Genomic DNA, 26,501 nt, shown 5'->3' on the forward strand with positions numbered 1-26,501 from the left:
AGGAACTACCCCGTCCGCACCGTGAGTTCGCGGTCCTCGCCGGCGGTCAGGCGAAGGATCCCGTCGTCACCGTCGGGGGTCTTGAGCTCGACGCGCGCGTCACGGCCGGGGCGCACCAGCGCCGTGCAGCGGCCGCCGCCCCAGCTCAGGTCGACGCGCGCGCCGAACCGGGTGCGCAGGCCGCGCACCGTGCCGCGCGCCCAGGACGCGGGAAGCGCGGGCAGCAGCACGAGCCGGCCGGGCGTCGACTGGAGCAGCGCCTCGACGAGCAGCGCGGGCAGGGTGTGCGCCGCGTCCGCGTTGTAGACGTCGCGGCGCGGATAGTGCGCGCTCATCAGCGACGGGTGGAAGTAGTCGCCGGTCAGGACCTGGCGCAGCGCGTCGGCGACGCGGGGCGCGTCGCGCAGCCGGGCCGCGATCAGGGCGTGGTGGAGATGGCCGTGCGCGGAGTCGTTCTCGGCGCCGCGCAGCGCGAGCGCCCGCCGCGCCGCCTTCGCCAGGTCCGGGGTGTCGTACGGGGTGATCTCGTGGTGCGGCCACACCGGGTACAGATGGCTGAGATGGCGGTGGTCGTAGGTCTCCTCCAGGCCCGGCCAGGCCCACTCGGCCAGGGCGCCGTCGTCGTTGACCCGGTAGTCGGCCAGCCGGTCGGCGAGCGCCGCCCAGCGATCGCCGTCCGCTCCCGGGGACCAGGCGGCGGCGGTGCGCAGGGCGTGCCGGGCCGCCGCGATGTCCATCGTCGCGTCGAGGGTGCCCCAGCTCGCGTTCGCCGGGCGGTTCTCCGGCGAGTACGACGGCACGACGACCACCCGCCCGTCGGGTCCGGTCCGGCTGAGGAAGTCCTCGTAGAACAGGGCGAGTTCGCGGACGGCGCCGACCAGCCAGGGCGGGCGCTCGCCGGTCGTCTCGGCCTGTTCGACCAGCGGGGTGAGCAGCCAGTCGGCGCCGGCCGTCCACAGGTGCATCGGCCACTGCCGCTGGAAGTGGTACGTGTGCCCGGACTCGCCGTCGGTGTGGGCGGGCGCCACGATGCCGCGCGCCCCGAAGATGCTCCGGGCGTTGTCGCGCCAGTGGTCCAACTGGCCGCGAATCAGCGCGCCTTGCGCCTCGACCACCTCGGGGAGCGCGCAGGCGGGCGCCGACGCCGTCTGGAGGTTGAGGTTGGCGTCGGTGGTGAACGCGCCGGACCACGCCGTGTCCCACTCGCCGGTCCACAGCCCCGTCAGCCGGGACGGCAGGGCGCCCGAGGAGCTGAGCAGGTGATAGCGGCCGGCGGCGAACAGCCGCTCCAGCAGGGCGTGACTGTCCGGACGGGGCAGCAACTCGCTTCCGGGAAGCGCCCGTTCGGCCGGGAGGCCGCCGAGCGAGAAGGTGACCCGCTCGTACGCGTCCCGGTGCGGGGCCGTGTGCCGCGCGAGCAGATTCCGGTGGCTGCGTGCCGGGCCGCCGCTGTCGAGCAGGGCGGTCAGCTCCGCCGCCTCCGAGCTCGCGTCCACGTCCGCGTCACCGAGGTGCCGGCGCACGCGGGTGAGCAGCAGGATCTCCTCGGCCGCGTCGACCCGGAGCCCGGTGGTGCCGATCGAGGTGCGCCCGCCCCGGACCGCGGCCACCGTGACCCCCGTGTAGGCGAGATCGCCGTCCGGGTAGCGGCAGCGCAGGGTCAGCAGGGCGCCGTGCGGGGTCAGGACGACACCGCGCCCGACGCCGAGCCCGCCGGGCACCCCCGCGAGACGGTGGTCGAGCAGCACCTCCCCGTCGAGGCCGGGCCCGGTGACGTACTGCACCACCACGTCGTCGGCGCGGGAGACGAACACCTCTCCCCGCCAGCCGCCGCAGCGCGCCGCGCACACGCCCGTCGCGAAGTCGACGGAGCGGCGGTAGTGGCGCCACGTGATGCTGTCCCGCACGAACCGCACCTGGAACGCCGGATGGAACGCCCGCACCCAGCGCAGGTCACGCCCGTCCGTGAATTCCTCCGCGGCCGTCCGGTCCCCGGCCAGCAGCCGGTCCTGGAGCTCCGGGAGCCGGTCGGCGAGCCGGGGTGGTCGCGGCGGCGGTCCGCCGTCCGGGCGCACCAGCGCGTGATGGGTGACGATGACCCGGTCGTCGTGCGGATCGCCGAACACGAGGGCGCCGTGCCGGCCGTTCCCGCTCAGGAAGGCGTCCTCCCAACGGGCGGCCGGCGCCGGCTCCCAGGTGCCGTGCGGATGTTCAGGCAGCACCATGACGGCCCCGCTCCCCGCGCAGCGCCACGACCGCGAAACGGCCCAGCGGTACGGATCCGGTGTACTCGGCCCCGGTGAGCAGATCGCGCAACGGGCGCTGCCCCGGCGGGAGTTCGACCACGATCTCGTCCCGCCCGTGGTGCAGCAGGAACAGCACCTCGCCTCGGCGTACGGCCTCCACTCCCGCGGGGAGGCCGGGCAGTGGAGGCCGTACGCCCGCATCGGCGGCCACGTCCGCGAGCAGCGTCCGCAGGGCCGAAGGCTCGGGGAGGGTGGAGAGGTACCAGGCCCGGCCGCGCCGCAACACGGCGGGCAGACAGTCGAGTTCACCGCCGCGACAGGCCGCGACGACCTCCGCGTCCGGGGCGGCGGTCAGCTCCTCCGACCACAGGGTGCCCCGGAACTCCCCGCAGTCCACGCTGTCCCCGGGCTCCAGCGGCCACCAGTCGTGGACGGTGCGGATGCCGAACAGCTCGCGCAGCCGCGCGTCCATCCCGCCGGGCCGCACCCGGTCGTCGACGTCGGCGACCCCGGAGAAGAACCCGCACACGATCCGCCCGCCGCCGCGCGCGTAGGCGAGAAGGTTCTCGATCGCCGCGTCGGTGAGCAGGTACAGCTGCGGCACGACCACGACCTTGTAGGCGGACAGATCGTGCTCGGGGTGGGCGAAGTCCGTGGTCGTGCCCGCCTCCCACAGCGCCCGGTGCCAGGCCCGCACCACGTCCTCGTAGACGACGCGCGTGGACGGCCGGGCCTCCTGGCTCCCCGCCCACCAGGAGTGCCAGTCGTGCAGCACGGCGACCTCGGCGTTCACGCGTGTACCGGCCACCTCCGGTTCCAGCAGGGCGAGTTCGGCGCCGATCCGCTTTACCTCGGCGAAGGCCCGGCCCTCCTCGCCTGCGTGTCCGACCATCCCCGAGTGGAACTTCTCCGCGCCCTGCCGCGACTGCCGCCACTGGAAGTGGAAGATCGCGTCCGCGCCCCGGGCCACCGACTGCAGCGACCACAGCCGGTTGAGGCCGCGCGACTTCGGCCGGTTCACCTCCCGCCAGTTCACTGCGCCGGCCGCCTGCTCCATCACCGTCCAGGGCCGGCCACCGGCCTGACCGCGCGTCATGTCGCCGATCATGGCGTTGTACTGGCCGCCCAGCGGGTCCCCCGGGTCCGGGTAGATGTCGACGGAGACGACGTCCTCCCGCTCGGCCCACGCCCATCCGTCCTGCCCGATCCAGAACGGCATGAAGTTCGTCGTCACCGGGATGTGCGCGGGGGAGTGCCGGCGCACGATGTCGCGCTCGGCGACGAAGCACTCCAGGAGCGCGTCGGAGGTGAACCGCCGGAAGTCCAGGACCTGGGCGGGATTGCGCAGGTACTGGGCGCGGCGCGGCGGGATCACGTCCTCCCAGGTGTCGGCGCGCTGGCTCCAGAAGGCCGTGCCCCACGCCTCGTTGAGCGCGTCCAGGGTCGTGTACCTGGCCCGTAGCCAGTCCCGGAAGCCGCGGGCCGCCTCGTCGCCGTAGTCGAACGTGCAGTACTCGTTGTTGATGTGCCACATGCGCAGCGCCGGATGGCGGCCGTACCGCCGGGCGAGGTCCTCGGTGATCGCCGCGGCGTAGCGGCGGTACGTGCTGGAGGAGTGCGCGAACTGCTGGCGGGAGCCCCACCACACGGTCTGCCCGTTCTCGTCGCGGGGCAGCGTCTCCGGGTGCAGCCGGCCCAGCCACGGCGGCGGCGACGCGGTCGGTGTCGCCAGGACGACGCCGATGCCGTGCAGATGCATCAGGTCCATCAGCCGGTCCAGCCACCCGAACTCCCGCGCTCCCGGCCGGGGTTCGAGCTTCGCCCAGGAGAACACGCCGAGCGTGACGGAGGTGACCCCGGCCGTCTTCATCAGCCGCACGTCCTCGGCCCAGACCTCCTCGGGCCACTGCTCGGGGTTGTAGTCGCCGCCGTAGAGGAGGCGGTCGGGGGCGGTCATGGTGCGGCTCCGATGGGGGTCACGGGTGGGACGGGCGGTGCGCGGTGCCTGCCGGGGCGTCAGCCCTTGACGGCGCCGGTGAGCATGCCCTTCTTGAAGTGGCGCTGGACGAAGGGCGAGGCGACGGCCACCGGGACCAGGGCGAGGACCATGACGGCCATCTGAAGGCCCAGCGTGGACAGTTGCCCGGTGTGCACCGCCTGCTGGAGGCCGGTCGGCGCGGCCCGGCTCTTCTGCACCAGCTGGATCAGCACGTTCTGCAGCGGCATCATCTGCTGGTCGGTGAGGTAGATGGAGGCGTTGAACCAGGCGCTCCAGTACCCCACCGCGTAGAAGAGCGAGATCACCGCGAGCACCGCGCGGGACAGCGGCAGGATGATGGTGAGCAGGATGCGCAGATCGCTCGCCCCGTCGATGCGGGCCGACTCGGTCAGCTCGGGCGCGATGCCCATGAAGAAGGAGCGCAGCACCAGGATGTTGAAGACGCTGACCGCGCTCGGCAGGATCAGCGACAGATAGGTGTCGGTGAGGCCCAGCGACTGCACGAGCAGATACGTGGGGATCAGCCCGGCCCCGAAGAACATCGTGGCCATCAGCGACATCAGCAGGAACCGGTGGCCGAGACTGCCGGTGCGGGACAGGCCGTAGGCCGCGAGCACCGACACCGTCATCGAGAACACCGTGCCGACGACGGTGACCCCGATCGACACGAGCATCGCGCGGCTGACCTGGCCGCCGCCCAGCAGCTCCGTGTAGTTGATGAACGTGATGCCGTCCGGGACCAGGACGAGGCCGCCGGCCCGGTCGATCACCGGCTTGGGGGACAGGCTCGTGACGACCACGATCCACAGCGGGCCCAGGATCGCGAGACAGCACAGGACGAGGAAGCCGCCCTTGAGCGTGAGCCCCGCCCTGCGCGGCGGCTCCTCCCACACCGGGCGCGGCGGCGCCTGGAGACTGCGGATCAACTGCGTGTTCAGGCTCACTTCTTGTACACCCCCTGCTCGCCCAGCAGGTGCGCGAAGCGGTTCGCGCCCAGGACGAGACAGATGCCGATGGCCCCCTTCACGAGGCCGACCGCGGCCGCGTAACTGAAGTCGCCGTTCTGGATTCCCATGTTCCACACATAGGTGTCGAGGACCTCGCTGGCTCCCGCGCCGACCGCGTCGCGCTGGAGCAGGAACTGCTCGAACCCGACGGACAGCGCGTCACCGACCCGCAGCACGAGCAGCAGGGCGATCACCGGGCGCAGCGCGGGCAGGGTCACGTGCCACATGCGGCGCCAGCGCCCGGCGCCGTCCATGGCCGCCGCCTCGTAGAGGTCGGTGGAGACCGCGGCGAGCGCGGCGAGGAAGACGATGACGCCCCAGCCCGCGTCCTTCCACACGGACTGCGCCGTGACCAGGAACTTGAAGAAGCTCGCGTTGGTCATCAGGTCGAAGCCGCCCCAGCCGTGCCGCTCCATCGTCTGCGCGATGATCCCGGCGCCGCCGAAGATCTGCTGGAAGACGGTGACGACCAGCACCCACGAGAAGAAGTGCGGCAGATACATGATCGCCTGCGCCACGGCCCGCACCCGGGGCCGCACCACGCTGTTGATCAGCAGCGCCAGCGCGATCGGCACCGGGAAGAACAGCACCAGCTGGAGGACGAACAGCACCAGCGTGTTCTTCGCCGCGTCCCAGAACAGCGGATCGCCGAGCATCCGCGAGAACTGCTCCACGCCGACCCAGGGGCTGTGGAAGATCGCGGTCACGCCGTTGCTGGAGACGTACGGGTCGTAGTCCTGGAAGGCGACGACGTTGCCCAGCAGCGGAACGTAGTTGAAGAGCAGGAGCAGGGCGATGGCGGGCAGTGTCATCAGGATGAGGGCGCGGTCGCGGCGCAGCCGGGTCCTGAAGGGGACCTTGGCGCCGCCGGAGCGCTTCTCGGGGACTGCCTTCGGGGCGAGCGCGGCCACCGGCTCCTCGACGGCGGCCGGCGCACGCACCCCGTCGGGCCTGCTCCCGGCGGTGAGTGACATCAGTTGCCGCTGCCGTTCTTGTCGATGAGCTTCTTGTACCAGTCGCGCAGCTTGTCGCCGCCCGACGACTTCCAGGTGGAAACGGCCTGCTGGACGTCGGAGAGCTTCTTGTTGCCGCGCACGTAGTCGATCTCCAGCTGCTCGAACTGGCTGGAGAGGTTCGCCCACCGGGTCGGCTCGACGATGTTCATGCCGTAGGTGCTCGTGTTCTTCATGAAGGAGCCCTGGCGCTGCTCCCACTCGACCTGCTTGCGGGCGATGTCGGGGTAGTCGGGGTGCGCGAAGTAGGGGGCGGGCGCGGACAGCATCACCCAGGCGTTGATGACCTCCTGGTTGCCCTGGTCGCTCTTGACCGGGGTGCCGTCCTTGACCGCGTAGTGGGTGCCCTCGACGCCGTAGTTGACGAGCATGAACTCCTTGGTGCCGTACGGCGCGGCGGCGAAGTTCGCGGCGGCCAGCGCGTTCTCGACCGTCTCCTTCGAGGCGCCCTTGCGGATCAGCGACCAGATCGTGGCGGGCTGGCTGGCCCACAGCGTGGGGTCGCCGCCGTCGGGGCCGAAGAGGTCCATGGCGGCCATCTCGAAGTCCGGGTTGGACTTCGCCTGCTCGGCGGTCTTCACGTACCACTGGGACATGTCCATGTTGAACATGAGGACCTGGCCCGCGGTGAACCGCTGGCCCGCGTCGCCCGAGCGGGCCTTGTCGTCGGGGTGGACGACACCCGCGTCGAACAGCTTGCGGGTCCACTCCAGGGCTTCGAGGTACTCGGGCTGCTCGACGCGGTAGGTCAGCTTGCCGTCGTCCTCGATGTGCCAGCCGAGGCTCCCCGAGGGCCGCACCCCGAAGATGTTGAAGCCGGTCCACGACATGTCGGCGCAGGCGTACACCTTCGCCTTCGCGCTGGTCGCCTCCTTGGCCCAGCTCAGGAACTCGGTTGCCGACTTGGGGACGTCGTAGCCCTTCTTGTCGAAGATGTCCTTGCGGTAGTACGCCGGGTTGAACGTCGCCGCGGCGGACGGCATGGGGATGCCGCGCAGGGCACCGCCGAAGATGCCCATCCGCCAGGAGTCCGAGGGGATCGCCGCCAGGTTCGGGTACTTCTTCACCTTGTCGCCCGCGAGGTACGGGCCGAGGTCCGTGAACTTTGCGGTGATCGCGTTGGAGATCTTGCCGACCAGCTCCCAGCTCGGTACGACCACCATGTCGGGTATCGAGCTGGACGCCAGCACGGCCCCGAGCTTCTCGCCGTAGGTGTTGCCGTCCTGGTTCTGCCAGGTGATCCTGGTGCCCGCCGCCTTGTCGAGCTGCGTGTAGTAGGCGCAGTCAGCCTTGGGCGCGGTGCCCCAGAGCGGGGACATGACCTTCAGGGGCGCGCCGGTGCCGAGCCTGCTCTTCACCGAGGTGGACAGGGCGGAGAGGTCGACCTTGGCGGTGTAGCCCGCCGCCGAGCCGTTCTTCGACGAGATGTCCGGCCGGGCGAAGGTGCTCGCGACGAACGTCGGCAGCAGCTTCGCCGCGTTCTTCCCGGACGTGGTGCCCTCCCGGTCCTTGCTCTCCGAGCCGCCGCCGCAGGCGGAGAGCAACGGCACACCGCCGGCCACCGCGACGGCGGCGACGGCCGTCGAGCCGAGGAAGGTTCTCCGGCTGGGACCGGGGTTCACGGAGCGTTCGGTGGAGGAGTTCGGCGTCATTGCTGCAACCCTTCGGGACAACGCATCGCGCATTTCGTCGAAGCGCTTCGATGTTGCAGCGACATTAAGGGAACCCCTGGAGGCTCACAAGGTGCGTGCATCAGATTCCTGAACGCGGGGTCACTGCCAGGCACTTGACACCTGACATCTTCTGTACGGAGCATCGAAGCGCTTCGAAGATTTCTTGCGCCGGGCGGTGAGACGATCGCCCCATTTCGACAAGGGACCCGCCCGTGACCGAAGAACTCCCGCTGGACCCAGGCGGCACCCCGTCCGCCGACAAGCGCGTCGACGACCTCCTTGCCGCCCTCACGCTCGACGAACGCATCGCGCTGCTGCACCAGTTCACGCCCGGAGTGGACCGGCTCGGCCTCGCCGCGTTCCGCACCGGCCAGGAGGCGCTGCACGGGGTCGCCTGGATGGGCCCGGCCACCGTGTTCCCGCAGTCCGTCGGGCTCGGCGCCACCTGGAACGAGGAGCTGGTGCGCCGCGTCGGCGACGCCGTGTCCAGCGAGGTCCGCGCCATGCGCGCCCGCGACGCGCGCGTCGGCCTCAACGTCTGGGCCCCGACGGTCAATCTGCTGCGCCACCCGTTGTGGGGCCGCAACGAGGAGGGCTACTCCGAGGACCCCTGCCTGACCGCCGCCATCGCCACCGCCTACACGCGCGGCCTGCGCGGCACCCACCCCACGTACTGGCGCACCGCCCCCGTCCTCAAGCACTGGCTCGCCCACAACAACGAGACCGCCCGCGACACGGCCAGCTCCTCCGTGCGCCCGCGCGTCCTGCACGAGTACGACCTGAAGGCGTTCCGGCGGCCCGTCGAGGAGGGCGCGGTGGCCGGCGTCATGCCCGCCTACAACCTCGTCAACGGCCGCCCCAACCACGTATCCCCGTACCTGCGCGAGCAGTTGAGGACCTGGACAGCCCAGGAACTCCTCGTCTGCTCGGACGCGGGCGCGCCCAGCAACCTCGTCGACTCCGAGCACTACTACGCCACCCACGAGGAGGCCGCCGCCGCCGCGCTGCTCGCGGGCGTGGACAGCTTCACCGACCACGGCACCGACCCGTCACGGATCACCGCCCGGATCCGGGGCGCCCTGGAGCGCAGACTGATCACCGAGGCCGACATCGACACCGCCGTGCGCCGCCAGCTCGACGTCCGCGCGCGCCTCGGCGAGTTCGAGGACGACGACCCGCTGCCGCCCGGCGCGTTCGACACCGACGCCCATCGCGCCCTCGCCCGGGAAGCCGCCGAGCAGGCCGTCGTGCTGCTCAAGAACGACGGCCTGCTGCCACTGCCCGGCGACGCCCGGATCGCACTCGTCGGCCTGCTCGCCGACGAGTGCAAGACCGACTGGTACAGCGGCACCCTCCTGCACCGCTCCACCCCGCTCGACGGCCTCCGCGAGCGCTTCGGCCCGGACCGGGTCACCTTCACCGAAGGCGTCGACCGGGTGCGCCTCCGCTGCGACGAGGGATGGCTGTACGTCCCCGAAGGCGCCGCCGCCACCGAGGCGCGCGGCGCCGAGGGCGCCCTCGACCCGGCACTCCTCGCCGGCCGCACCGACCTGCCGCCGCTGACCACCCGGACCGACGAGGGCACCGAACTCGCCCTGGTCGACTGGGGGAACGGCGTCCTCACCCTGCGCGCGCCCGACGGCCGCTATCTGTCGGTCGCCGACGACGGCTTCGTGCGGGCGTCCGCCGATCAGCCGGGCGGCTGGATCGTCCAGGAGACGTTCACGCTCGAAGCGGCCGGCGATGGACACCTCCTGCGGCACACGGGCTCGGGCCGGTACGTCGTGGCCGCCGCCGAGGGCGTGCAGGTCGCCGACCGGGGCACCGTTTTCCGGATGGAGGTCGTCGAACGCGGCGCCGACGCCGTGACCAGGGCCGCCGCCGACGCCGACGTCGTGATCGTCGTCGCGGGCAACGACCCGCACATCAACGGCCGCGAGACCGAGGACCGCACCACCCTCGACCTGCCCGGTCAGCAGGACGCCCTGTGGCGCGCGGCCCGCGCCGCCAACCCGGACACCGTCCTCGCGCTGGTCTCCGCCTACCCCTACGCCGTCCCCGACGCCGACCGGGAGCTGCCCGCCCTGCTGTGGACCGCGCACGGCGGCCAGGCCGCGGGCCGCGCCCTGGCCCGGGTCCTCGCGGGCGACGTCAGCCCGGCAGGCCGGCTCCCGCAGACCTGGTACGCGGCCGACAGCGACCTGCCGGACCTCCTCGACTACGACATCATCGGCTCGCGCCAGACGTACCTGTACTACGAGGGCACCCCGCTCTACCCGTTCGGCCACGGGCTCACGTACAGCTCCTTCGCCTACGCCGACCTGAGCGCCGAAGTGCGTGCCGGAGCAGTGCAGTTGACCTTCACCGTCACCAACACCGGGCCGCGCACGGCCGACGAGGTCCCGCAGCTCTACGTCCGCCCGCTCGGGATGCCGGTGCCGCGCCCGCGCCGCCAGCTCCTCGCGCACCGCCGCCTCACCCTGGCGCCGGGCGCCCGCGAGCGGATCACGTACCCGGTCCCGGTCGCCGACCTCGGCCACTTCGACGTCGCGCACGATCGCTGGAGCGTCACCTCGGGAACGTACGAACTCCTCGTCGGCGCCTCCAGCGAGGACATCCGCCTCACCACCGAGATCACCCTCGACGGCGACGCGCCCGCACCCCGGCCCGTCCTCGCGCACGGTCTGGACGCGGCGGCCTACGACACACAGCGCGGCACCGAGATCGTCGACCGCACGAAGACCCGCGGCGACGCCGTCACCCCGTCCGGAGCAACCGGCGAACTCCACTACCTCGCCTGCGACTTCGGGGCCGACGGCGTGACGGGCATCCGCGTCGAGGCCGCGGGCGAGGGCACGGTGACCGTCGGCGACGGCCGCACGCTCACGGTCCCCGCCACCGGCGGCCCGTACCGCTACGTCACGCTCGACGCCGACTTCACCGCCACCGGCGTGCGCGACCTGCGCGTGACGCTCGACGGCACGGTACGCCTGGCCCGGCTCACCTTCATCCCGCGGAGGCTCGACACATGAAGTTCACCGACGGTTTCTGGCTGATGCGCGACGGCGTCCGGGCCTCGTACGCCACCGAGGTCCGCGACCTGCGCGCCGCCGACGACCGGTTCACCGCGTACGCCGCCGTACGGCACGTGCGCGACCGGGGCGACACCCTCAACCAGCCGCTGATCACCCTCGACTGCTTCTCGCCCGCCGAGGGCGTCATCGGCGTCCGCGTCACCCACCACGCGGGCCGGCGCCGGACGGGCCCCGACTTCGAGCTGCTGCCCACCGAGGGCGGCAGCGGGGCCCGCGTCACCCGCGACGGCACGGTCACCGAGCTGACGAGCGGACCGATCGGCGTGCGCCTCGACGCGGCGGGGGAGTGGGGCCTGGAGTTCTACGACACCGCGACCGGCGCGCGGCTCACGGGAGTCGACCGCAAGGGCACGGCCTTCGCCACCACCGCCGACGGCGCCCACCACATGATCACCCAGCTGGCGCTCGGCGTCGGCGAGTACGTCTACGGCCTCGGCGAACGCTTCACCCCGTTCGTGAAGAACGGCCAGACCGTCGACATCTGGCAGGCCGACGGCGGCACCAGCAGCGACCAGGCCTACAAGAACGTCCCGTTCCACCTGTCCTCGCGCGGCTACGGCGTCCTCGTCAACCACCCCGGGAAGGTCAGCTACGAGATCGGCTCGGAGTCCGTCGGACAGCTGCAGTTCAGCGTCGAGGACCAGTCCATCGAGTTCTACGTCGTCGCCGGGCCGGCCCCGAAGGACGTGCTGCGCCGCTACACCGCGCTGACCGGCCGCCCGGCCCTGCCTCCCGCCTGGTCCTTCGGACTGTGGCTCACCACCTCCTTCTGCACGGAGTACGACGAGGAGACGGTGACGTCGTTCGTCGACGGCATGGCAGAGCGGGACATCCCGCTCTCCGTCTTCCACTTCGACTGCTTCTGGATGCGCGAGTACCAGTGGTCGGACTTCACCTGGGACCCGGAGGTGTTCCCCGACCCGGCCGGCATGCTGCGCCGTCTCAAGGCGCGCGGACTGCACATCAGCATGTGGATCAATCCGTACATCGCGCAGAAGTCCGCTCTCTTCGCGGAGGCCGCCGAACAGGGGTTCCTGGTGCGGAGGCCCAACGGCGACGTGTGGCAGTGGGATCTGTGGCAGCCCGGCATGGCGCTGGTCGACTTCACCGACCCGGCCGCCCGCGCCTGGTACACGGACAAGCTGCGCGACCTGCTCGACCAGGGCGTGGACAGCTTCAAGACGGACTTCGGCGAGCGCGTCCCCACGGACGTGGTCTGGCACGACGGCTCCGACCCCGAGCGCATGCACAACTACTACGCGCACCTCTACAACCGCACCGTCTTCGAACTCCTCGAAAAGGAACGCGGCAACGGCGACGCGCTGGTCTTCGCCCGCTCCGCGACCGTCGGCGGGCAGCAGTACCCGGTGCACTGGGGCGGCGACTGCTTCGCGTCGTTCGGCGCCATGGCCGAGTCGCTGCGCGGCGGCCTGTCGCTGTCCCTGTCGGGCTTCGGGTTCTGGTCGCACGACATCGGCGGCTTTGAGGGCACACCGGACCCGGCGGTCTTCAAGCGCTGGCTGGCCTTCGGCCTGCTGTCCTCCCACAGCAGGCTGCACGGCAACGTCTCGTACCGGGTGCCGTGGGAGTTCGGCGAGGAAGCGGTCGACGTGGCCCGGCGGTTCACGAAGCTGAAGCACCGGCTGATGCCGTACCTGTACGGTGCCGCGACCGAGGCGCACACCACCGGTGTGCCCGTGATGCGCCCGATGGTCCTGGAGTTCCCCGGCGACCCGACCGCCCGCACGCTCGACCGGCAGTACATGCTCGGCCCCGACCTGCTGGTCGCGCCGGTCTTCTCCGCCGACGGCGACGTCGAGTACTACCTCCCCGAGGGCACCTGGACCCACCTGCTCACCGGGGAGCGGGTGCAAGGCCCCGGCTGGCGCCGCGAGACGCACGGCTTCGACAGCCTGCCGCTGTACGTGCGGCCCGGCGCGGTGCTCCCGCTCGGCGCCGACGACCGGCGCCCCGACGGGAACTGGCCCGACGGACTCACCCTCCTCGTCACCCCGGACGCCGACGACGTGACGGTACGCGTCCCGGGCCACGGCGGCCGGGAGACGGGCCCCGCCGCCACGTACCGGGTGCGCCGGGGCGCGCCCGGCGGGGCGGTCGACGTGCAGGTGGGCGGGACCCGACTCCCTTACCGCGTACGGGAGATGTGACCTCACCCGGCGGGCGGCGCCTGGAGCGGCTCGTACGTGAACCAGTCGAAGCCGACGGTGCCCTCGGCCGCGTACAGGCCGATGACCCGGCCGGTGAAGCCGCCGGCCACCTCGGTCGACAGATAGCGGCCGTCGAGCGTGGCCAGCGCGGTGCGGGTGCCGTCCGGGCCGGTGACGTCGAAGGTGAGCGTGTCGGGGCCCGAGCGCGCGTCGCTCATCGGCGCCTCGGTCACGTCGACGCCGAGCGTCAGCGGGCCGTCCGGGACGCGGTGTTCGGCGACGACGGTGGACAGGGGGCCGATCCGGGCCCGCACGCGGACCGTGCCGGCGCCCGCCTCGATCTCGTAGTGATGGTCCTCGTCGAGGCGGACCGCGAGCCCGCCGCGGCCGTCGCCCGGGTCGATCCGGGTGCGGGCCCGGCAGCTGAGCCGGTCCTGACGGCGGCCGACGAAGGTCACGTCGGGGGCGTCGAGCCCGGCCCCGCGGGCGCGCAGGGTCAGCCGGCCCGGCCCGTCCTTCGTCGTGCAGTGGGAGGCGGGCCGGGACCGCGGCGAGAGCCAGCCGGGCGCGAGCTCCGGCGCGTCGAAGTCGTCGCGGAACGCGGACGGGGCGCTCCCGTCGACGATCGCGCCGACCACCGGCCAGCCGTCCTCCCAGCGCACCGGCGCCAGGAACGTCTCCCGCCCGAGCACGTGCCAGCCGGGGGAGCCGCCGCCCGGCCGCACCCCGAGGAACACCATCCACCAGGTGCCGTCGGGGGCCTGGACGAGATCGGCGTGGCCGGTGTTCTGCACCGGGTCGTCCGTGGAGCGGTGGGACAGGACCGGATTGGCCGGGCACGGCTCGAACGGCCCGGACGGCGAAGGACCGCGCGCCACGGAGACCCCGTGCCCGCGCTCGGTGCCGCCCTCGGCGATCAGCAGGTACCAGGTCCCGTCGATCCGGTACAGGTGCGGCGCCTCCGGGGCCTTGGCGCCGGGCGTGCCCGACCACAGGCGGCGCGGGGCGCCGAGCGTCCGCCCGGTGTACGGGTCGATCGGCACCTGCGAGATCCCGGCGGTGGTGCACCAGCACGTGCCGTCCTCGTCCCAGGCGAGGTCCGGGTCGATGCCGTGCACCCCGGGCAGCGGCACCGGATCCGACCACGGTCCTGCCGGATCGGTGGCGGTGACGAGGAGGTTCCCGCCGCCCTCCGCACAGTTCGTGACGATCAGCCAGAAGCGGCCGTCGTGATGGCGCAGCGTCGGCGCGTAGATCCCGCCGGACGCGGGGGTGCCCGGGGGAAGCGTCAACTGGCCGGGCCGGTCGAGGACGTTGCCGATCCGCGTCCAGTTCCGCAGGTCCCGGCTGTGGAAGAGCGGGACGCCGGGCACGTACTCGAAGCTGGAGCACGCGAGGTAGTAGTCGTCACCGACGCGGCAGATGCTCGGGTCGGGGTGGAAGCCGGGGATGACCGGGGTGCGGCCTGTCATGGAAGCCCTCTCCGTCGAAGCGCTTCACCGCAGATTACAGGCCGATGTGCGGCGGCAGTTGGGGTTCGATGTCGATGCGCTTCAGGAGCTTCGATCCACGCGCTACAGCGGCAGCGCGCACACCGCGACCGGCGCCTTGAACGCCGTACCGGTGGAGGTGAGCCCGCCGGAGGCGTGGTCGACCCGGAAGACGCTCACGGAGCCCGACTTCTGGTTCGCCGCGAACAGCAATGCCTCATCGGGCGAGAACGCGATCTGCCGCGGGAAGTCGCCGCCCACCGGCACCGTGTCGAGCAGCCGCAGACGCGCCCCGTCCGCCTCGACCGCGTACCGGGTCAGGCTGTTGTGGCCCCGGTTGGCGAGATACGCGTAACCGCCCTCCCGCGTCACGAGGAACTGCGCCGGATAGCTGGTGCCCGAACCCGTGCCGGTGGACTGCGGCTCTCCCGGGGTGAGGCGTCCGCTGTCCGGGTCGTACGCGCAGACGACCGCCGTGTTGTCGACCTCGTTGGCGAGATAGGCGTACCGGCCGCCGGGATGGAAGGTGAGGTGCCGGGGGCCCGCGCCCGGGCGCAGCGCCGCGTACGAGACCTGGCTCAGCGTGCCCGCCGCGGTGTCCAGGCGGTAGGTGTACACCGTGTCGTTGCCGAGGTCGACCGCCAGGACATGACCGCCGTCCGGGCTGGTGACGATCTGGTGCGCGTGCGGCCCGTCCTGACCGGGACCGGGCGCGGGCGCGCTGTGCGTGACCAGCGCGGTGCGCTCGCCGAGGGCGCCGGAGGCGTCGATCGGGTGCACGGCGACACTCCCGGACGTGTAGTTGGCGCTCAGCAGCCAGCGCCCGGACGGATGCACCGACAGATGGCAGGGGCCCGCCCCGCCGGTCGCCCGGGTGCCGAGGACCGTGCGGTCCGCCAGACGCACGGCCGTGACACCGCCGTCCTGTCGCTCGTCCACCGCGTACAGCGTCCCGCCGTCCGGATGCACCGCCAGATACGAGGGGTCGGCCACCCCCTCGACGGTCCCCGACCCGGTGACCGTCCCGCTCGCCGGGTCGTACGTGGCGAGCCCGATGCCGGTGCCGCCGCCCTGCTGCGAGGTGTACGTGCCCAGGTAGAGGGGACGGTCGGCGAGCGGCCGCGGCCTCGGCCGGGCGGGGTCCGCGGGCCGCGGCCGCGCGGTGGCGGTCTGCGCCGACGAGGGGAGCAGCACCGTCGCGCCGACGGCCGCCACCGCACCCAGGAATCCCCGGCGTCCCGTTCCGCTGTCGCGCGTACCTGACATCCGGGGAACCTCCTGCGGTCGCTGCGTCTTCGTGTCTTCCGTGGCTACTTCATCGTGTACGAGATCACGGCCGTCGTCACCAGGCACGGCGAGGGCGGCACGATCTCCACACGCAGGACGCCGCGCGCGGAGTCGTAGTCGATCCCCTCCGCCTCGAACGAACCCGAGCAGACGCTGCGCTGCGGAATCCGGAACGCGGTCGAGACCTGGCCGGTGACCGGCTTCCCGTCGAGCGGGCGGGCCAGGTCGACCTGGAGGACCTCCTTGGCGGCGTCGTCCGACGCGCACAGCAGCCGGGTGCCGGTCACGAAGTCGCAGCCCTGGATGTTCTCCACCGGCCGGTCGAGGCTGATCTGCCCGGCCTGCGGCAGATTCGCGCCGGGCGCGGGGGCCGCGGGATTGAGGACGGGCGCGGGGAAGACCTGGAGCCGGTTCATCGTGCCCCACTCGCCGGACACCAGCCACTGCCCGTCCGGCGACACGGACGCGAACGAGTTGTTCAGCAACTCGCCCGGGTCAAGAGCGTGTTCGTAGGTCGTGCGGGTGCCGTCGGGAGCCGTCACCGCGTACATCTTCTTCGTCGTCGTGTCACCTCCCTGGTACGCGTCGAAGGTGTGGCCGCGCGCGATGTCCGGGTCGCCGACGTGCGACCAGCCCGCGACACGCAGCGAGAGCGGCACCGAGGCGAGCCCCCGGTGCAGGAGCGTTCCGTCGGCGCGGCTCGCCAGGCCCTGGCTGCCGGTCAGCGAGTTCACGTACGACGTGCCGGTCTCGGTCCAGGTGGGTTCGGCCGCGCCCGCCGCGCCGGCCGCCGAGAAGGTGAGTGCGGCCGTCGCGCAGACCGCGGCCGCGCGGACGAGTCGTCGGTGCTGTAAAGGTCTGGGCATGCCCGTAGCCTGCACTATTCGCACCCGCGATCGCAGGCGATCGGACGAGTAGGGTGCGCCGCGTGCCGCGAACCGTGATCGCGGCGCACCTGAAGACGGAGGCAGGCGCAAAGGTGGTTGTGGCATGACTTCAACGAGACTGACGATCCTGGGCGGCGGCGGTTTCCGCGTCCCGCTGGTGTACTCCGCCCTCCTCGGCGACCACGCCGAGGGACGCGTCACCCACGTCACCCTGCACGACGTCGACCGGGCCCGCCTCGACGCCGTGGTCCGCGTCCTCGCCGACCAGGCCGCGGGCATCGCGGACGCGCCGGTGGTCACCGCCACCACCGACCTCGACGAGGCGCTCACCGGCGCCGACTTCGTCTTCTCCGCGATCCGTGTCGGCGGCCTCGACGGGCGCGCCGCCGACGAGCGGGTGGCCCTCGCCGAAGGCGTGCTCGGCCAGGAGACGGTCGGCGCGGGCGGCATCGCCTACGGGCTGCGCACGGTACCGGTCGCCGTCGACATCGCCCGGCGCGTCAGGCGCCTCGCCCCCGACGCCTGGGTCATCAACTTCACCAACCCGGCCGGACTGGTCACCGAGGCCATGTCCCGCCACCTCGGCGACCGCGTCATCGGCATCTGCGACTCGCCCGTCGGCCTCGGTCGGCGCGTCGCCCGGCTGCTCGGCGCCGACCCGGACCGCGCCTGGATCGACTACGTCGGCCTCAACCACCTCGGCTGGGTGCGCGGAGTGAAGATCGACGGCCGCGACGAACTGCCCCGGCTGCTCGCCGACCCGGCGCTGCTCGGCTCCTTCGAGGAGGGCCGGCTCTTCGGCGCCGACTGGCTCCGCTCGCTCGGCGCGATCCCCAACGAGTACCTGCACTACTACTACTTCAACCGCGAGACGGTCCGCGCCTACCAGGAGGCCGAGCAGACGCGCGGCGCGTTCCTGCGCGACCAGCAGGCCCGGTTCTACGCGGAACTCGCCGACCCCGCGGCCCCGGCCCTCGCCACCTGGGACCGCACCCGGGCCGAGCGCGAGGCCACCTACATGGCGGAGAACCGGGAGGCGGCGGGCGCCGGCGAGCGCGCGGCCGAGGACCTGGAGTCCGGCGGCTACGAGAAGGTCGCCCTCGACCTCATGCGGGCCATCGCCCGCGACGAGCGCACCACCCTCATCCTCAACGTCCGCAACGGCCACACCCTCGCGGCCCTCGACGCCGACGCCGTCATCGAGGTGCCGTGCCTGGTCGACGCGGGCGGCGCGCACCCCGTCTCCGTGGACCCGCTGCCGCTGCACGCCACCGGGCTGGTCACCGCGGTCAAGGCCGTCGAGCGCGAGGTGCTCGACGCCGCCGACTCCGGCTCGCGCGCCACCGCCGTCAAGGCCTTCGCCCTGCACCCCCTCGTCGACTCCGTCACCGTCGCGCGCCGGCTCGTCGACGGCTACACCGATGCCCACCCGGGACTCGCCTACCTCACCCGATGACAGCACCCCGGATCGGCCGGGAAGTTCATGAACGTCTGCCTGTGGAGGACCACTTGAGGACGTGTAAAGGCCTGTAAAGGCGGTATTGAGAAGGGGCGGCTCTTAAGAGCCGCCCCTTTTCCCTGCCTGACGTAGCGTCATCACTCAGCGTGGCGGAATGAACTCGTCCGCAGGTGTGACGCGTCCTACAGAGAGAATCCGAGATATTCGCTAGGACTGTGACGCCGGAGAGTCACCATGCGCTTGACTTGGTGCACCCCCCAACTAGGAGAGCCCATGCGACCTTTCGCCCTGAACTATGCCCGCCCTGTGAGAGAGCCTGAGGTCAGCGCGTCGTACACATACGACTCCGCACTGCAATTGAATCTGCTGCCCGATGGCGCGGTGGCTGCGCGTGACTACGCAGTGTTGCGGGCATGCGCGGCGACGACCTCCACCGCCGGATCCAAAACTCATTTCGACGACTGAGCGGCCGAGCGGAAATGACCGTACTGATCCTGACCTGTGAACAGGACGTGACCGCAGACCTCGCCGTCGTCGAATTGAACGCCAATGGAATCCCTGTGCTCCGCCTGGATCCGGCGGAACTGCCCGGCGGTGTCGACGTGTCCGGGGAATACGTGCACGGTGCGTTTGCGGGCCATCTGTCCGTCGGTGGCCGGGTGGTCAGCATGCAGGGTCTGCGCTCCATCTGGGTGCGCAGACCCGGCACGCCGGCAGCCCGGTCCGCCGACGCCTCCGCCTGGCTGTCCGAGGAGTCCGCGCAGGCGCTGTACGGGATGCTGCGCTGCACCGGGGCGCGCTGGATGAACCACCCCGACGCGGCCCGGCAGGCCCGGCACAAGCCCTGGCAGCTGTGGCTCGCGCGGGAGAGCGGCCTGCCGGTGCCCGCCACGCTGATCACCACATTTCCGCGCGTGGCACGGGAGTTCGCCGCGCGCTACCCGGATCTCGTCGTGAAGCCGGTCTCCGGATCGCACCCCGGGGACGACGGGCTCGCGGTGCCGACCACCCGGGTCCGCCCCGACGAGGACTTCGGCGCCGTGGAGCACGGCCCCACCCTGCTGCAGCGCCGGATCCGCAAGGCCGCCGACATCCGGCTCACCGTCGTGGGGGAGCGGATGTTCGCCGCCCGGGCCGCGGCCGGGCCCGACGCCGACGACGACGCCGTGGTGGACGTCCGCTTCCGCCCCTCGGGCGTCACCTGGAAGCCGGTACCGGTCCCGCCCCGCGTCGCGGAAGGCGCCGCCACCTACCTCTCCCGGGCCCAACTCGCCTACGGAGCCTTTGACTTCGCCGAGGACGCGGACGGCATCTGGTGGTTCCTGGAGTGCAACCAGTCCGGTCAGTTCGGCTTCATCGAGATCGAGACCGGACAGCCCATCGGCAGCGCGGTGGCCCAATGGCTGGCGGGCGAACCGCTCATCCCGACGAACAGTGCGACGGAACCGACACGTCCTTGATCTTTACGCGGGCGGGGCCGACGGGGTACCAGAGGTGAGGGTGCCCGGCGCCGGGCACCCGCCGCGCGCGCCGCGCCCCCGCCGGGGCCCGAAGCCGCACCGCCGAAGAGCCGACCCAGGGAGCCGCACCGTATGACACCGGTCGTCACCACCGCACAGGGCGCGCTGCGAGGCCGCACCGACGCCCACGGCATTACCTCCTTCCTCGGGGTCCCCTACGCCGCCCCGCCCTTCGGCCCGCGCCGCTTCCGCGCCCCCGCCCCCACCGAGCCGTGGACCGGCGAGCGGGACGCCACCGCCTACGGCCCCACCGCGCCCAAGGCCCCGTACACCCCGCCCTTCGACGCCCTCATCCCCGAGACCTCGGTGGCGGGCGAGGACTGTCTGAACCTCAACGTCTGGACCCCCGACCCGGGCCCCGGCGCCTGGCTGCCGGTGCTGGTGTGGCTGCACGGCGGCTCGTTCTCCAACGGCTCGGCCAACTCCAGCGGCTATCGCGGCGACACCTTCGCCCGGGACGGTGTCGTCTTCGTCGGCGTCAACTACCGGCTCGGCACCGACGGTTTCCTCCATCTGCCCGGCGCCCCCGACAACCGCGGGCTGCTCGACCAGCTCGCCGCCCTGGAGTGGGTCCGCGACAACATCGCCGCGTTCGGCGGCGACCCCGACCGCGTCACCGTCTTCGGGGAATCGGCGGGCGGCATGGCCATCGGGCAGCTCCTCGCCCACCCCCGCGCCCGCGGTCTGCTGCGACGGGCCGTGCTGCAGAGCGGCGCCTGCCACCACTTCGTCCGCCCGGAGACGGCCCGCCGGATCGGCGAACGGATGGCGGAGAGGCTCGGTGTCCCGCACACGGCCGAGGCGTTCGCGGCCGTCCCGCTGCCCGAACTGCTCGCTGCGCAGGCCCAGTTGCCGATCGACATCGCCATGCGGCCCGACCCGGCGGTGTGGGGCGAGGCCGCACTCAACGTCATGGCCTTCGAACCGGTCGCCGACGGACTCCGACTCCCCGGGCCCGACCTCGGCGTGGACCTCCTCGTCGGCTCCAACCGTGAGGAGAACCGGCTGTTCATGGTGCCGACCGGCCGCTTCCACGCCATCACCGAGGAGCGGGCCAGGCGCGGCGCGACGGCGTACGGCGTGGACTACGACGCCTACGGGCAGCGGCGGCCCGGCGCGGAGCCCGGCGAACTGCTCGAAGCGATCGGCACCGACTGGTTCTACCGCGTCCCGGCCGTCCGGCTCGCCGAGTCCGTCCCCGGCACCCACCTCTACGAGTTCGCCTGGCGCTCCCCGCAGTTCGACGGCGAACTCGGCGCCTGTCACGCCCTCGAACTCGGCTTCGTCTTCGACCTGCTCGACGACCCGGACTATCTGCCGATGGCAGGGGAGAAGGCGCCCAGGGACCTGGCCCGCGCGATGCACGCCGCGTGGGTGGCGTTCGCCGCGACCGGCGATCCCGGCTGGGCCGCGTACGACCCGGCGGGAGAGCGGACGACCATGGTGTTCGACGGGGACGGCGGCCGCGCCGAGGCCGACCCCCGGGCGGCGGAGCGGGAACTGTGGCAGGGAGTGCGGTGACGCGCGGGTGATGTCGCGCACCGGCCGCCCAGTTTTTGCCCGACTGTCACTTCAGCCCCCTTTTCTTCGGCCCCCGCCATCTTGAACACTCCGGTTGCCCCTCTTCGTGGACCGACCACCATCGAAGCAACAGGAGACCCCCACACCCATGACGGAACTCAATCGCCGCCGCTTCCTCCAGATCGCTGGAGCCACCGCGGGCTTCACCGCCCTGTCCGGCTCCATCGACCGGGCCGCGGCCATCCCGGCCGCCCGGCGCAGCGGCACCGTGCAGGACATCGAGCACATCGTCGTGCTCATGCAGGAGAACCGCTCCTTCGACCACTACTTCGGGTCGATGAAGGGAGTGCGCGGGTTCGGCGACCCGCGCCCGGTGACGCTGCCCAGCGGAAAACCCGTGTGGAACCAGGTGAGCGCGGGCAAGGAGGTGCTGCCCTACCACCCGGACGCCGACGATCTCGGCATGCAGTTCATCGCGGGCCTCGACCACGACTGGGCGGGCGGTCACAGCGCCTTCAACAGCGGCAAGTACGACAACTGGGTCCCCGCCAAGGGCACCGGCACCATGGCGTACCTGACCCGGGACGACATCCCGTTCCACTACGCCCTCGCCGACAAGTTCACCGTCTGCGACGACTACCACTGCTCGTTCATCGGGGCCACGGACCCCAACCGCTACTACATGCTGAGCGGCTGCGTCGGCAACGACGGCACGGGCGGCGGCCCGGTGCTGGGCAACGAGGAGGCGGGGTACGGCTGGACGACGTACGCCGAGCGCCTGGAGAAGGCGGGCGTCTCCTGGAAGGTCTACCAGGACATCGGCGACGGCCTCGACGCGGCGGGCGGCTGGGGCTGGATCGACGACGCCTACCGCGGCAACTACGGCGACAACTCCCTGCTGTACTTCAACAACTACCGCAACGCCAAGCCGGGCGACGCCCTCTACGAGAAGGCGCGCACCGGCACGAACGCCAAGGCCGGCGACGGCTACTTCGACGTGCTCAAGGCCGATGTGAAGGCCGGCAAGCTGCCGAAGATCTCCTGGATCGCGGCCCCCGAGGCGTTCTCCGAGCACCCCAACTGGCCCGCGAACTACGGCGCCTGGTACATCTCGCAGGTGCTCGACGCGCTCACCTCGAACCCGGAGGTGTGGAGCAAGACGGCCCTGTTCGTCACCTACGACGAGAACGACGGCTACTTCGACCACGTCGTGCCGCCCTACCCGCCGGCCTCCGCGAACCAGGGCCTGTCCACCGTCGACACCAAGCTCGACTACTACCCGGGCGGCAGCCGGGCCGCGGGCCCGTACGGACTCGGTATGCGCGTCCCGATGATCGTCGTGTCGCCCTGGTCCACGGGCGGCTACGTCTGCTCCGAGACCTTCGACCACACCTCGATCCTCCAGTTCATGGAGAAGCGGTTCGGCGTCCAGGAGACCAACATCTCGCCGTGGCGGCGCGCCATCTGCGGCGACCTCACCTCGGCCTTCGACTTCTCCCTCAAGGTCACCGACCCCGCCGACCTGCCCGACACTGCGGCCTACGAGCCGCCGGACCGCGACCGGCACTCCAGCTACGTGCCCAAGCCGCCCGCGCAGGGCGCGCTGCCCAAGCAGGAGAAGGGCTCCCGGCCGAGCCGCCCGACCGCGTACGCGCCCTATGTCGACGGCGCCGTGGACCTCGCGACCGGCAAGTACAAGCTCACGTTCAGCGGCGGCGACCAGAAGGGCGCCTTCTTCCAGGTCCGCTCGCAGAGCCGCGGCGACGGCCCCTGGACGTACACGGCAGCCCCCGGCAAGCCGGTCGCCGACAGCTGGAACTCGGTGTACTCGGCCGGCAAGTACGACCTCACCGCGCACGGGCCGCACGGCTTCCTGCGCGCGTTCAAGGGCAACAACAAGGTGGCGGAGCCGGAGGTGACCGCCCGGCACGACGGCGGCACCGGCAATCTGAAGCTGACCCTGAAGAACCCGGGCACCGGCGACGCCCGCCTCACGGTGACCAACGCCTACGGCGGGTCGAAGCAGACGTACACCGTGCGCGCGGGCGCCACCGTCACCCAGACCGTCGACCTGCGCGCGAGCAAGCGCTGGTACGACCTGACGGTCCTCGTCGAGGGGAACGCCGGGTATCTGCGCCGGCTCTCCGGGTTCGTCGAGAACGGCACGGCGGGAGTGAGCGACCCGGGCATCGCGACCGTGTAGTGCCCCGGCACCGGGGCCCACGTCACATTCGTCCACCTGGTCACATTCCCAGGTCGGCGCGGTAGTGTGCCCCGGTGACCTCGCCTTCGAACACCCCTGCCGGCTGGTATCCGGACCCCCACGGGGTGCCCCTGACGCTGCGGTGGTGGGACGGATCCCAGTGGACCGACCACACGCACGCGGCGCCGGCCGAGAAGCCGGCGGCCGCCGCTCAGGTTCCGCCGCAGCAGCCGCCGTTCCAGCCGCAGCCCGCGATGGCGCAGCCCGCGGGCCGGCAGCCCTTCGGCGGCCAGGCGCCGCAGCACCCGGACGCCGCACGCGTGCAGCGCCAGGTGCAGCAGCAGGCCGGGGTGGCACCGGCCGGGCAGGGCGGCGGCTCGCTGTTCACCGAGCCGGTCCTGGTGGTGAACCAGAAGGCCAAGCTGATCGAGCTGACCAACGAGTACAGCGTCATGGACCAGCACGGGAACCAGCTCGGCTCGGTCACCGAGGTCGGCCAGAGCGGTCTGAAGAAGGCCCTGCGGTTCGTGTCGTCCGTCGACCAGTTCATGACGCACAAGCTGGAGATCCGCGACGCGTACGGGCAGCCGCAGCTGGTGCTCACCCGGCCCGCGAAGTTCATCAAGTCCCGGGTCCTCGTGGAGCGCCCCGACGGTTCGCCGGTCGGTGAGATCGTCCAACAGAACGCCATCGGGAAGATCAACTTCGCGATGATCGTGAACGGCCAGCAGGTCGGCGCGATCAAGGCGGAGAACTGGCGCGCCTGGAACTTCGCGATCGTCGACCATGCCGGACAGGAGGTCGCCCGCATCACCAAGACGTGGGAGGGCCTGGCCAAGACGATGTTCACGACCGCGGACAACTACGTCCTGCAGATCCACTTCCAGCTGCCCGACCCGCTGCTCAGCCTCGTCGTGGCGACCGCCCTGACGGTGGACACCGCGCTGAAGCAGGACTCGCGCGGCCTGGGATGACCGGGATTTCATAGGTGCGCCGCGCCCCCACAAGGGGCGCGACGAGAGCGGAGCTCCTACGGCGCGAAGGCCACGGGGCTCTGCCCCGGCCCCCGCTCCTCGATCGCCGGAGCGGCCTGATCGGGCACCTGTCCGGTGGCCACGACCAGGGAGTCGCGTGCCACCGTGCCCCGGGTCAGCAGCACCACCCCGCGCGCGGCGAGCACCGCGCCCGCCCCGGCCAGCGCGAACCCGGCGACCCCGCCCTGAAGGCGCTCGCCGAGGAGTGAGAGCCCGATGACCGCCGCGGCGACCGGGTTCGCCAGCGTGACCATGGCCAGCGGGGCGCCGAGCCCGCCCTGGTACGCGGTCTGCGACAGCAGCAGGCCGCCCGCCGCGAACAGCGCGACCAGCACCGCCACCACCACGACCTGCGCGGTGAAGGGGGAACCCGAGCGGTCCGTCGCCGCCACCGTCACCGTCTGGGTGAGCGCGGAGGCGACCCCCGAGGCGACCCCGGACGCGGTGGCGTGCCGCAGCCCCGGCCGGGCGCCGCGCCGGGCCAGGACGCCGATGAACGCCGTGGTCAGACCCGCGACCGCGAGGGCCTGCGGCAGCGAGAGCGTGTCGTCGGGCTCGGGACCGGAGGCCGTCACCAGCAGCGCGGCCAGACCGAGCAGGGTCAGGGCGGTGCCCCGCCACTCGCCCACGGTCACCCGCCGCCCCGCGATCCGGGCACCGAGCGGCACGGCCGCGACCAGCGTGAGCGCGCCGAGCGGCTGCACCAGGGTGAGCGGCCCGTACTTGAGGGCCGCGACGTGCAGCAGGGCCGCCCCGGCGTTGAGCAGGACCGTCCCCCACCAGGCCCCGGTGGCCAGGAGCCGCAGCGTGCCGCCGCCGGACCGCGCGGCGAGCCGCTCCTGGGCCACGGCCGCGGCGGCGTAGGCCACGGCCGAGACGAGGGAGAGCGCGACGGCGAGCAGGGTGGCGCTCATCGCACGGACCCGCTCGTCACGAGCTGCGGCGCGGTGGCCGCGGAGGTGGAACCCGGCGTCGGCGAGACCTGCACCGGGATCCGGAGCGGCATCCGCGCCAGTACGTCGGAGGCGGACAGCGAGTCCGGCGGTGTCCGCAGGGCGGGCCGCGGCGACCAGGGCGCGGAGGCCGGCGCGCCCCGCGTCTCGGCGACGGCGACCGGCCGGGCCGGGACCGGCAGCAGATGCCGGCCGATGCCCCGCCCGGTGACCGTGTGCGGCAGCCGGATCACCGCGAGGGCGGCACCGAGCAGCGCCGTCGCCACGATCGCGTCCAGCCAGTAGTGATTGGCGGTGCCGACGACCACGAGCAGGGTGACCAGCGGGTGCAGCAGCCACAGCCAGCGCCACTTCGAGCGGGTCGCGACGATCAGCCCGACGGCGACCATCAGGGCCCAGCCGAAGTGCAGCGACGGCATGGCCGCGAACTGGTTCGCCATGGTGTCGGTGTCCGGCTTGGCCGCGTAGACCGAGGGGCCGTAGACCTGCGCGGTGTCCACGAGGTGCGCCGCCCCCAGCATCCGCGGCGGCGCCAGCGGGAACGTCAGGTGCAGCGCGAGCGCGGCGGCCGTCAGCGCGGCCAGCACCCGCCGCGTCCACACGTAGTGGCGCGGCCGGCGCAGGTACAGGAAGACCAGGAGGCCGAGCGTCGCCGGGAAGTGCACGGTCGCGTAGTAGGTGTTCGCCACGTGCACGGCGGTGTCGCTGTGCAGCAGGACGCCCTGGACCAGGCCCTCGCCGGGCAGGTGCGCGGCCCGTTCGAGATGCCAGACGTCGTCGGCGTTGCGGAACGCCTCGGCGGTATGGCCGTTGGCCAGCTGGCGGCCGAACTTGTAGACGAGGAAGAGTCCTACGACCAGCAGGAGCTCGCGGACCAGGGGTGGTCGGGCGACGGATGCGTCCGGCTCCGGTTCGGCAGGCTCGGTAAGGGAATTCATCCCCCGGC

At 72.1% G+C, this 26,501-nt stretch carries 18 protein-coding genes; 8 read left to right on the forward strand and 10 right to left on the reverse strand.

Annotation, left to right across the window (positions count from 1 at the left end):
• Window positions 1-5: 5 nt before the first annotated feature.
• The 5 genes from ABII15_RS32640 to ABII15_RS32660 are packed head-to-tail and all read right to left on the reverse strand — an operon-like array spanning window position 6 to window position 7,917.
• Entirely contained in the window at window positions 6-2,225 is a 2,220-nt protein-coding gene (locus tag ABII15_RS32640) for a glycoside hydrolase N-terminal domain-containing protein (protein WP_353945876.1), read from the reverse strand.
• The gene (locus ABII15_RS32645; protein ID WP_353945877.1) at window positions 2,212-4,203 is read right to left on the reverse strand and encodes a beta-galactosidase; all 1,992 of its coding nucleotides are present in this window, start codon (window positions 4,201-4,203) and stop codon (window positions 2,212-2,214) included. Before ABII15_RS32645 ends, ABII15_RS32640 begins: the two co-directional genes overlap by 14 nt.
• 59 nt (window positions 4,204-4,262) lie before the next feature.
• Window positions 4,263-5,189 (reverse strand): carbohydrate ABC transporter permease, encoded by a 927-nt coding sequence (locus ABII15_RS32650; protein ID WP_353945878.1) that lies wholly within the window; start codon window positions 5,187-5,189, stop codon window positions 4,263-4,265.
• Window positions 5,186-6,226, reverse strand: coding sequence for an ABC transporter permease subunit (locus ABII15_RS32655; protein ID WP_353945879.1), 1,041 nt, complete (start codon window positions 6,224-6,226; stop codon window positions 5,186-5,188). Before ABII15_RS32655 ends, ABII15_RS32650 begins: the two co-directional genes overlap by 4 nt.
• Entirely contained in the window at window positions 6,226-7,917 is a 1,692-nt protein-coding gene (locus ABII15_RS32660; protein ID WP_353945880.1) for an extracellular solute-binding protein, read from the reverse strand. Before ABII15_RS32660 ends, ABII15_RS32655 begins: the two co-directional genes overlap by 1 nt.
• Window positions 7,918-8,150: 233 nt before the next feature.
• Here ABII15_RS32660 and ABII15_RS32665 point away from each other — a divergent pair, with 233 nt between their 5' ends.
• Both ABII15_RS32665 and yicI read left to right on the forward strand, forming a co-directional pair.
• Complete coding sequence (locus ABII15_RS32665; RefSeq protein WP_353945881.1) at window positions 8,151-10,970, forward strand: glycoside hydrolase family 3 C-terminal domain-containing protein; 2,820 nt, start codon at window positions 8,151-8,153, stop codon at window positions 10,968-10,970.
• Complete coding sequence (gene yicI / locus ABII15_RS32670) at window positions 10,967-13,201, forward strand: alpha-xylosidase (RefSeq protein WP_353945882.1); 2,235 nt, start codon at window positions 10,967-10,969, stop codon at window positions 13,199-13,201. The genes ABII15_RS32665 and yicI overlap by 4 nt, the downstream gene beginning before the upstream one ends.
• Before the next feature lie 2 nt (window positions 13,202-13,203).
• Here the strand turns inward: yicI and ABII15_RS32675 are convergent, their stop codons facing one another.
• From ABII15_RS32675 to ABII15_RS32685, 3 genes are all read right to left on the reverse strand, one after another.
• Window positions 13,204-14,673 (reverse strand): glycoside hydrolase family 43 protein, encoded by a 1,470-nt coding sequence (locus ABII15_RS32675; protein ID WP_353945883.1) that lies wholly within the window; start codon window positions 14,671-14,673, stop codon window positions 13,204-13,206.
• Window positions 14,674-14,775: 102 nt separating this feature from the next.
• Window positions 14,776-15,957, reverse strand: a complete 1,182-nt coding sequence (locus tag ABII15_RS32680; protein ID WP_353945884.1) for a lactonase family protein — start codon at window positions 15,955-15,957, stop codon at window positions 14,776-14,778.
• Window positions 15,958-16,001: 44 nt separating this feature from the next.
• The gene (locus tag ABII15_RS32685; RefSeq protein ID WP_353945885.1) at window positions 16,002-16,844 is read right to left on the reverse strand and encodes a hypothetical protein; all 843 of its coding nucleotides are present in this window, start codon (window positions 16,842-16,844) and stop codon (window positions 16,002-16,004) included.
• 124 nt (window positions 16,845-16,968) lie between these two features.
• Here ABII15_RS32685 and ABII15_RS32690 point away from each other — a divergent pair, with 124 nt between their 5' ends.
• The 6 genes from ABII15_RS32690 to ABII15_RS32715 all read left to right on the forward strand — a co-directional run bounded on the left by ABII15_RS32690 (window position 16,969) and on the right by ABII15_RS32715 (window position 24,542).
• On the forward strand, window positions 16,969-18,321 hold the full coding sequence (locus ABII15_RS32690; protein ID WP_353945886.1) for a 6-phospho-beta-glucosidase: 1,353 nt from the start codon (window positions 16,969-16,971) through the stop codon (window positions 18,319-18,321).
• Window positions 18,322-18,597: 276 nt separating this feature from the next.
• Complete coding sequence (gene tgmA, locus ABII15_RS32695; RefSeq protein WP_111661123.1) at window positions 18,598-18,789, forward strand: putative ATP-grasp-modified RiPP; 192 nt, start codon at window positions 18,598-18,600, stop codon at window positions 18,787-18,789.
• A 14-nt stretch (window positions 18,790-18,803) separates the two neighbouring features.
• Window positions 18,804-19,784, forward strand: coding sequence for an ATP-grasp ribosomal peptide maturase (gene tgmB, locus ABII15_RS32700; RefSeq protein ID WP_353945887.1), 981 nt, complete (start codon window positions 18,804-18,806; stop codon window positions 19,782-19,784).
• Between the two features lie 132 nt (window positions 19,785-19,916).
• Window positions 19,917-21,365: a carboxylesterase family protein gene (locus ABII15_RS32705; RefSeq protein ID WP_353945888.1), complete on the forward strand. Its 1,449-nt coding sequence runs from the start codon at window positions 19,917-19,919 to the stop codon at window positions 21,363-21,365.
• 148 nt (window positions 21,366-21,513) lie between these two features.
• Complete coding sequence (locus tag ABII15_RS32710; protein WP_353945889.1) at window positions 21,514-23,568, forward strand: phosphocholine-specific phospholipase C; 2,055 nt, start codon at window positions 21,514-21,516, stop codon at window positions 23,566-23,568.
• Between the two features lie 74 nt (window positions 23,569-23,642).
• Window positions 23,643-24,542: a phospholipid scramblase-related protein gene (locus ABII15_RS32715; protein ID WP_353945890.1), complete on the forward strand. Its 900-nt coding sequence runs from the start codon at window positions 23,643-23,645 to the stop codon at window positions 24,540-24,542.
• Window positions 24,543-24,598: 56 nt separating this feature from the next.
• Here the strand turns inward: ABII15_RS32715 and ABII15_RS32720 are convergent, their stop codons facing one another.
• Both ABII15_RS32720 and ABII15_RS32725 read right to left on the reverse strand, forming a co-directional pair.
• Entirely contained in the window at window positions 24,599-25,516 is a 918-nt protein-coding gene (locus tag ABII15_RS32720; protein ID WP_353945891.1) for a hypothetical protein, read from the reverse strand.
• A complete protein-coding gene (locus ABII15_RS32725; protein WP_353945892.1) occupies window positions 25,513-26,493 on the reverse strand; it encodes a phosphatase PAP2 family protein in 981 nt (326 codons plus the stop codon). The genes ABII15_RS32720 and ABII15_RS32725 overlap by 4 nt, the downstream gene beginning before the upstream one ends.
• Window positions 26,494-26,501 lie beyond the last annotated feature (8 nt).

Origin of the sequence: Streptomyces sp. HUAS MG91, assembly GCF_040529335.1 — a bacterium.
GTDB classification, from domain to species: domain Bacteria; phylum Actinomycetota; class Actinomycetes; order Streptomycetales; family Streptomycetaceae; genus Streptomyces; species Streptomyces tabacisoli.

Bases quoted from the DNA above. Each gene is read 5' to 3' on its own strand.
- ABII15_RS32680 (WP_353945884.1), bottom strand. From the start codon at position 15,957: ATGTCAGGTACGCGCGACAGCGGAACGGGACGCCGGGGATTCCTGGGT.
- ABII15_RS32685 (WP_353945885.1), bottom strand. From the start codon at position 16,844: ATGCCCAGACCTTTACAGCACCGACGACTCGTCCGCGCGGCCGCGGTC.
- tgmA (WP_111661123.1), top strand. From the start codon at position 18,598: ATGCGACCTTTCGCCCTGAACTATGCCCGCCCTGTGAGAGAGCCTGAG.
- ABII15_RS32690 (WP_353945886.1), top strand. From the start codon at position 16,969: ATGACTTCAACGAGACTGACGATCCTGGGCGGCGGCGGTTTCCGCGTC.
- ABII15_RS32710 (WP_353945889.1), top strand. From the start codon at position 21,514: ATGACGGAACTCAATCGCCGCCGCTTCCTCCAGATCGCTGGAGCCACC.
- ABII15_RS32725 (WP_353945892.1), bottom strand. From the start codon at position 26,493: ATGAATTCCCTTACCGAGCCTGCCGAACCGGAGCCGGACGCATCCGTC.
- ABII15_RS32675 (WP_353945883.1), bottom strand. From the start codon at position 14,673: ATGACAGGCCGCACCCCGGTCATCCCCGGCTTCCACCCCGACCCGAGC.
- ABII15_RS32720 (WP_353945891.1), bottom strand. From the start codon at position 25,516: ATGAGCGCCACCCTGCTCGCCGTCGCGCTCTCCCTCGTCTCGGCCGTG.
- yicI (WP_353945882.1), top strand. From the start codon at position 10,967: ATGAAGTTCACCGACGGTTTCTGGCTGATGCGCGACGGCGTCCGGGCC.
- ABII15_RS32660 (WP_353945880.1), bottom strand. From the start codon at position 7,917: ATGACGCCGAACTCCTCCACCGAACGCTCCGTGAACCCCGGTCCCAGC.
- ABII15_RS32645 (WP_353945877.1), bottom strand. From the start codon at position 4,203: ATGACCGCCCCCGACCGCCTCCTCTACGGCGGCGACTACAACCCCGAG.
- ABII15_RS32640 (WP_353945876.1), bottom strand. From the start codon at position 2,225: ATGGTGCTGCCTGAACATCCGCACGGCACCTGGGAGCCGGCGCCGGCC.
- tgmB (WP_353945887.1), top strand. From the start codon at position 18,804: ATGACCGTACTGATCCTGACCTGTGAACAGGACGTGACCGCAGACCTC.
- ABII15_RS32655 (WP_353945879.1), bottom strand. From the start codon at position 6,226: ATGTCACTCACCGCCGGGAGCAGGCCCGACGGGGTGCGTGCGCCGGCC.
- ABII15_RS32705 (WP_353945888.1), top strand. From the start codon at position 19,917: ATGACACCGGTCGTCACCACCGCACAGGGCGCGCTGCGAGGCCGCACC.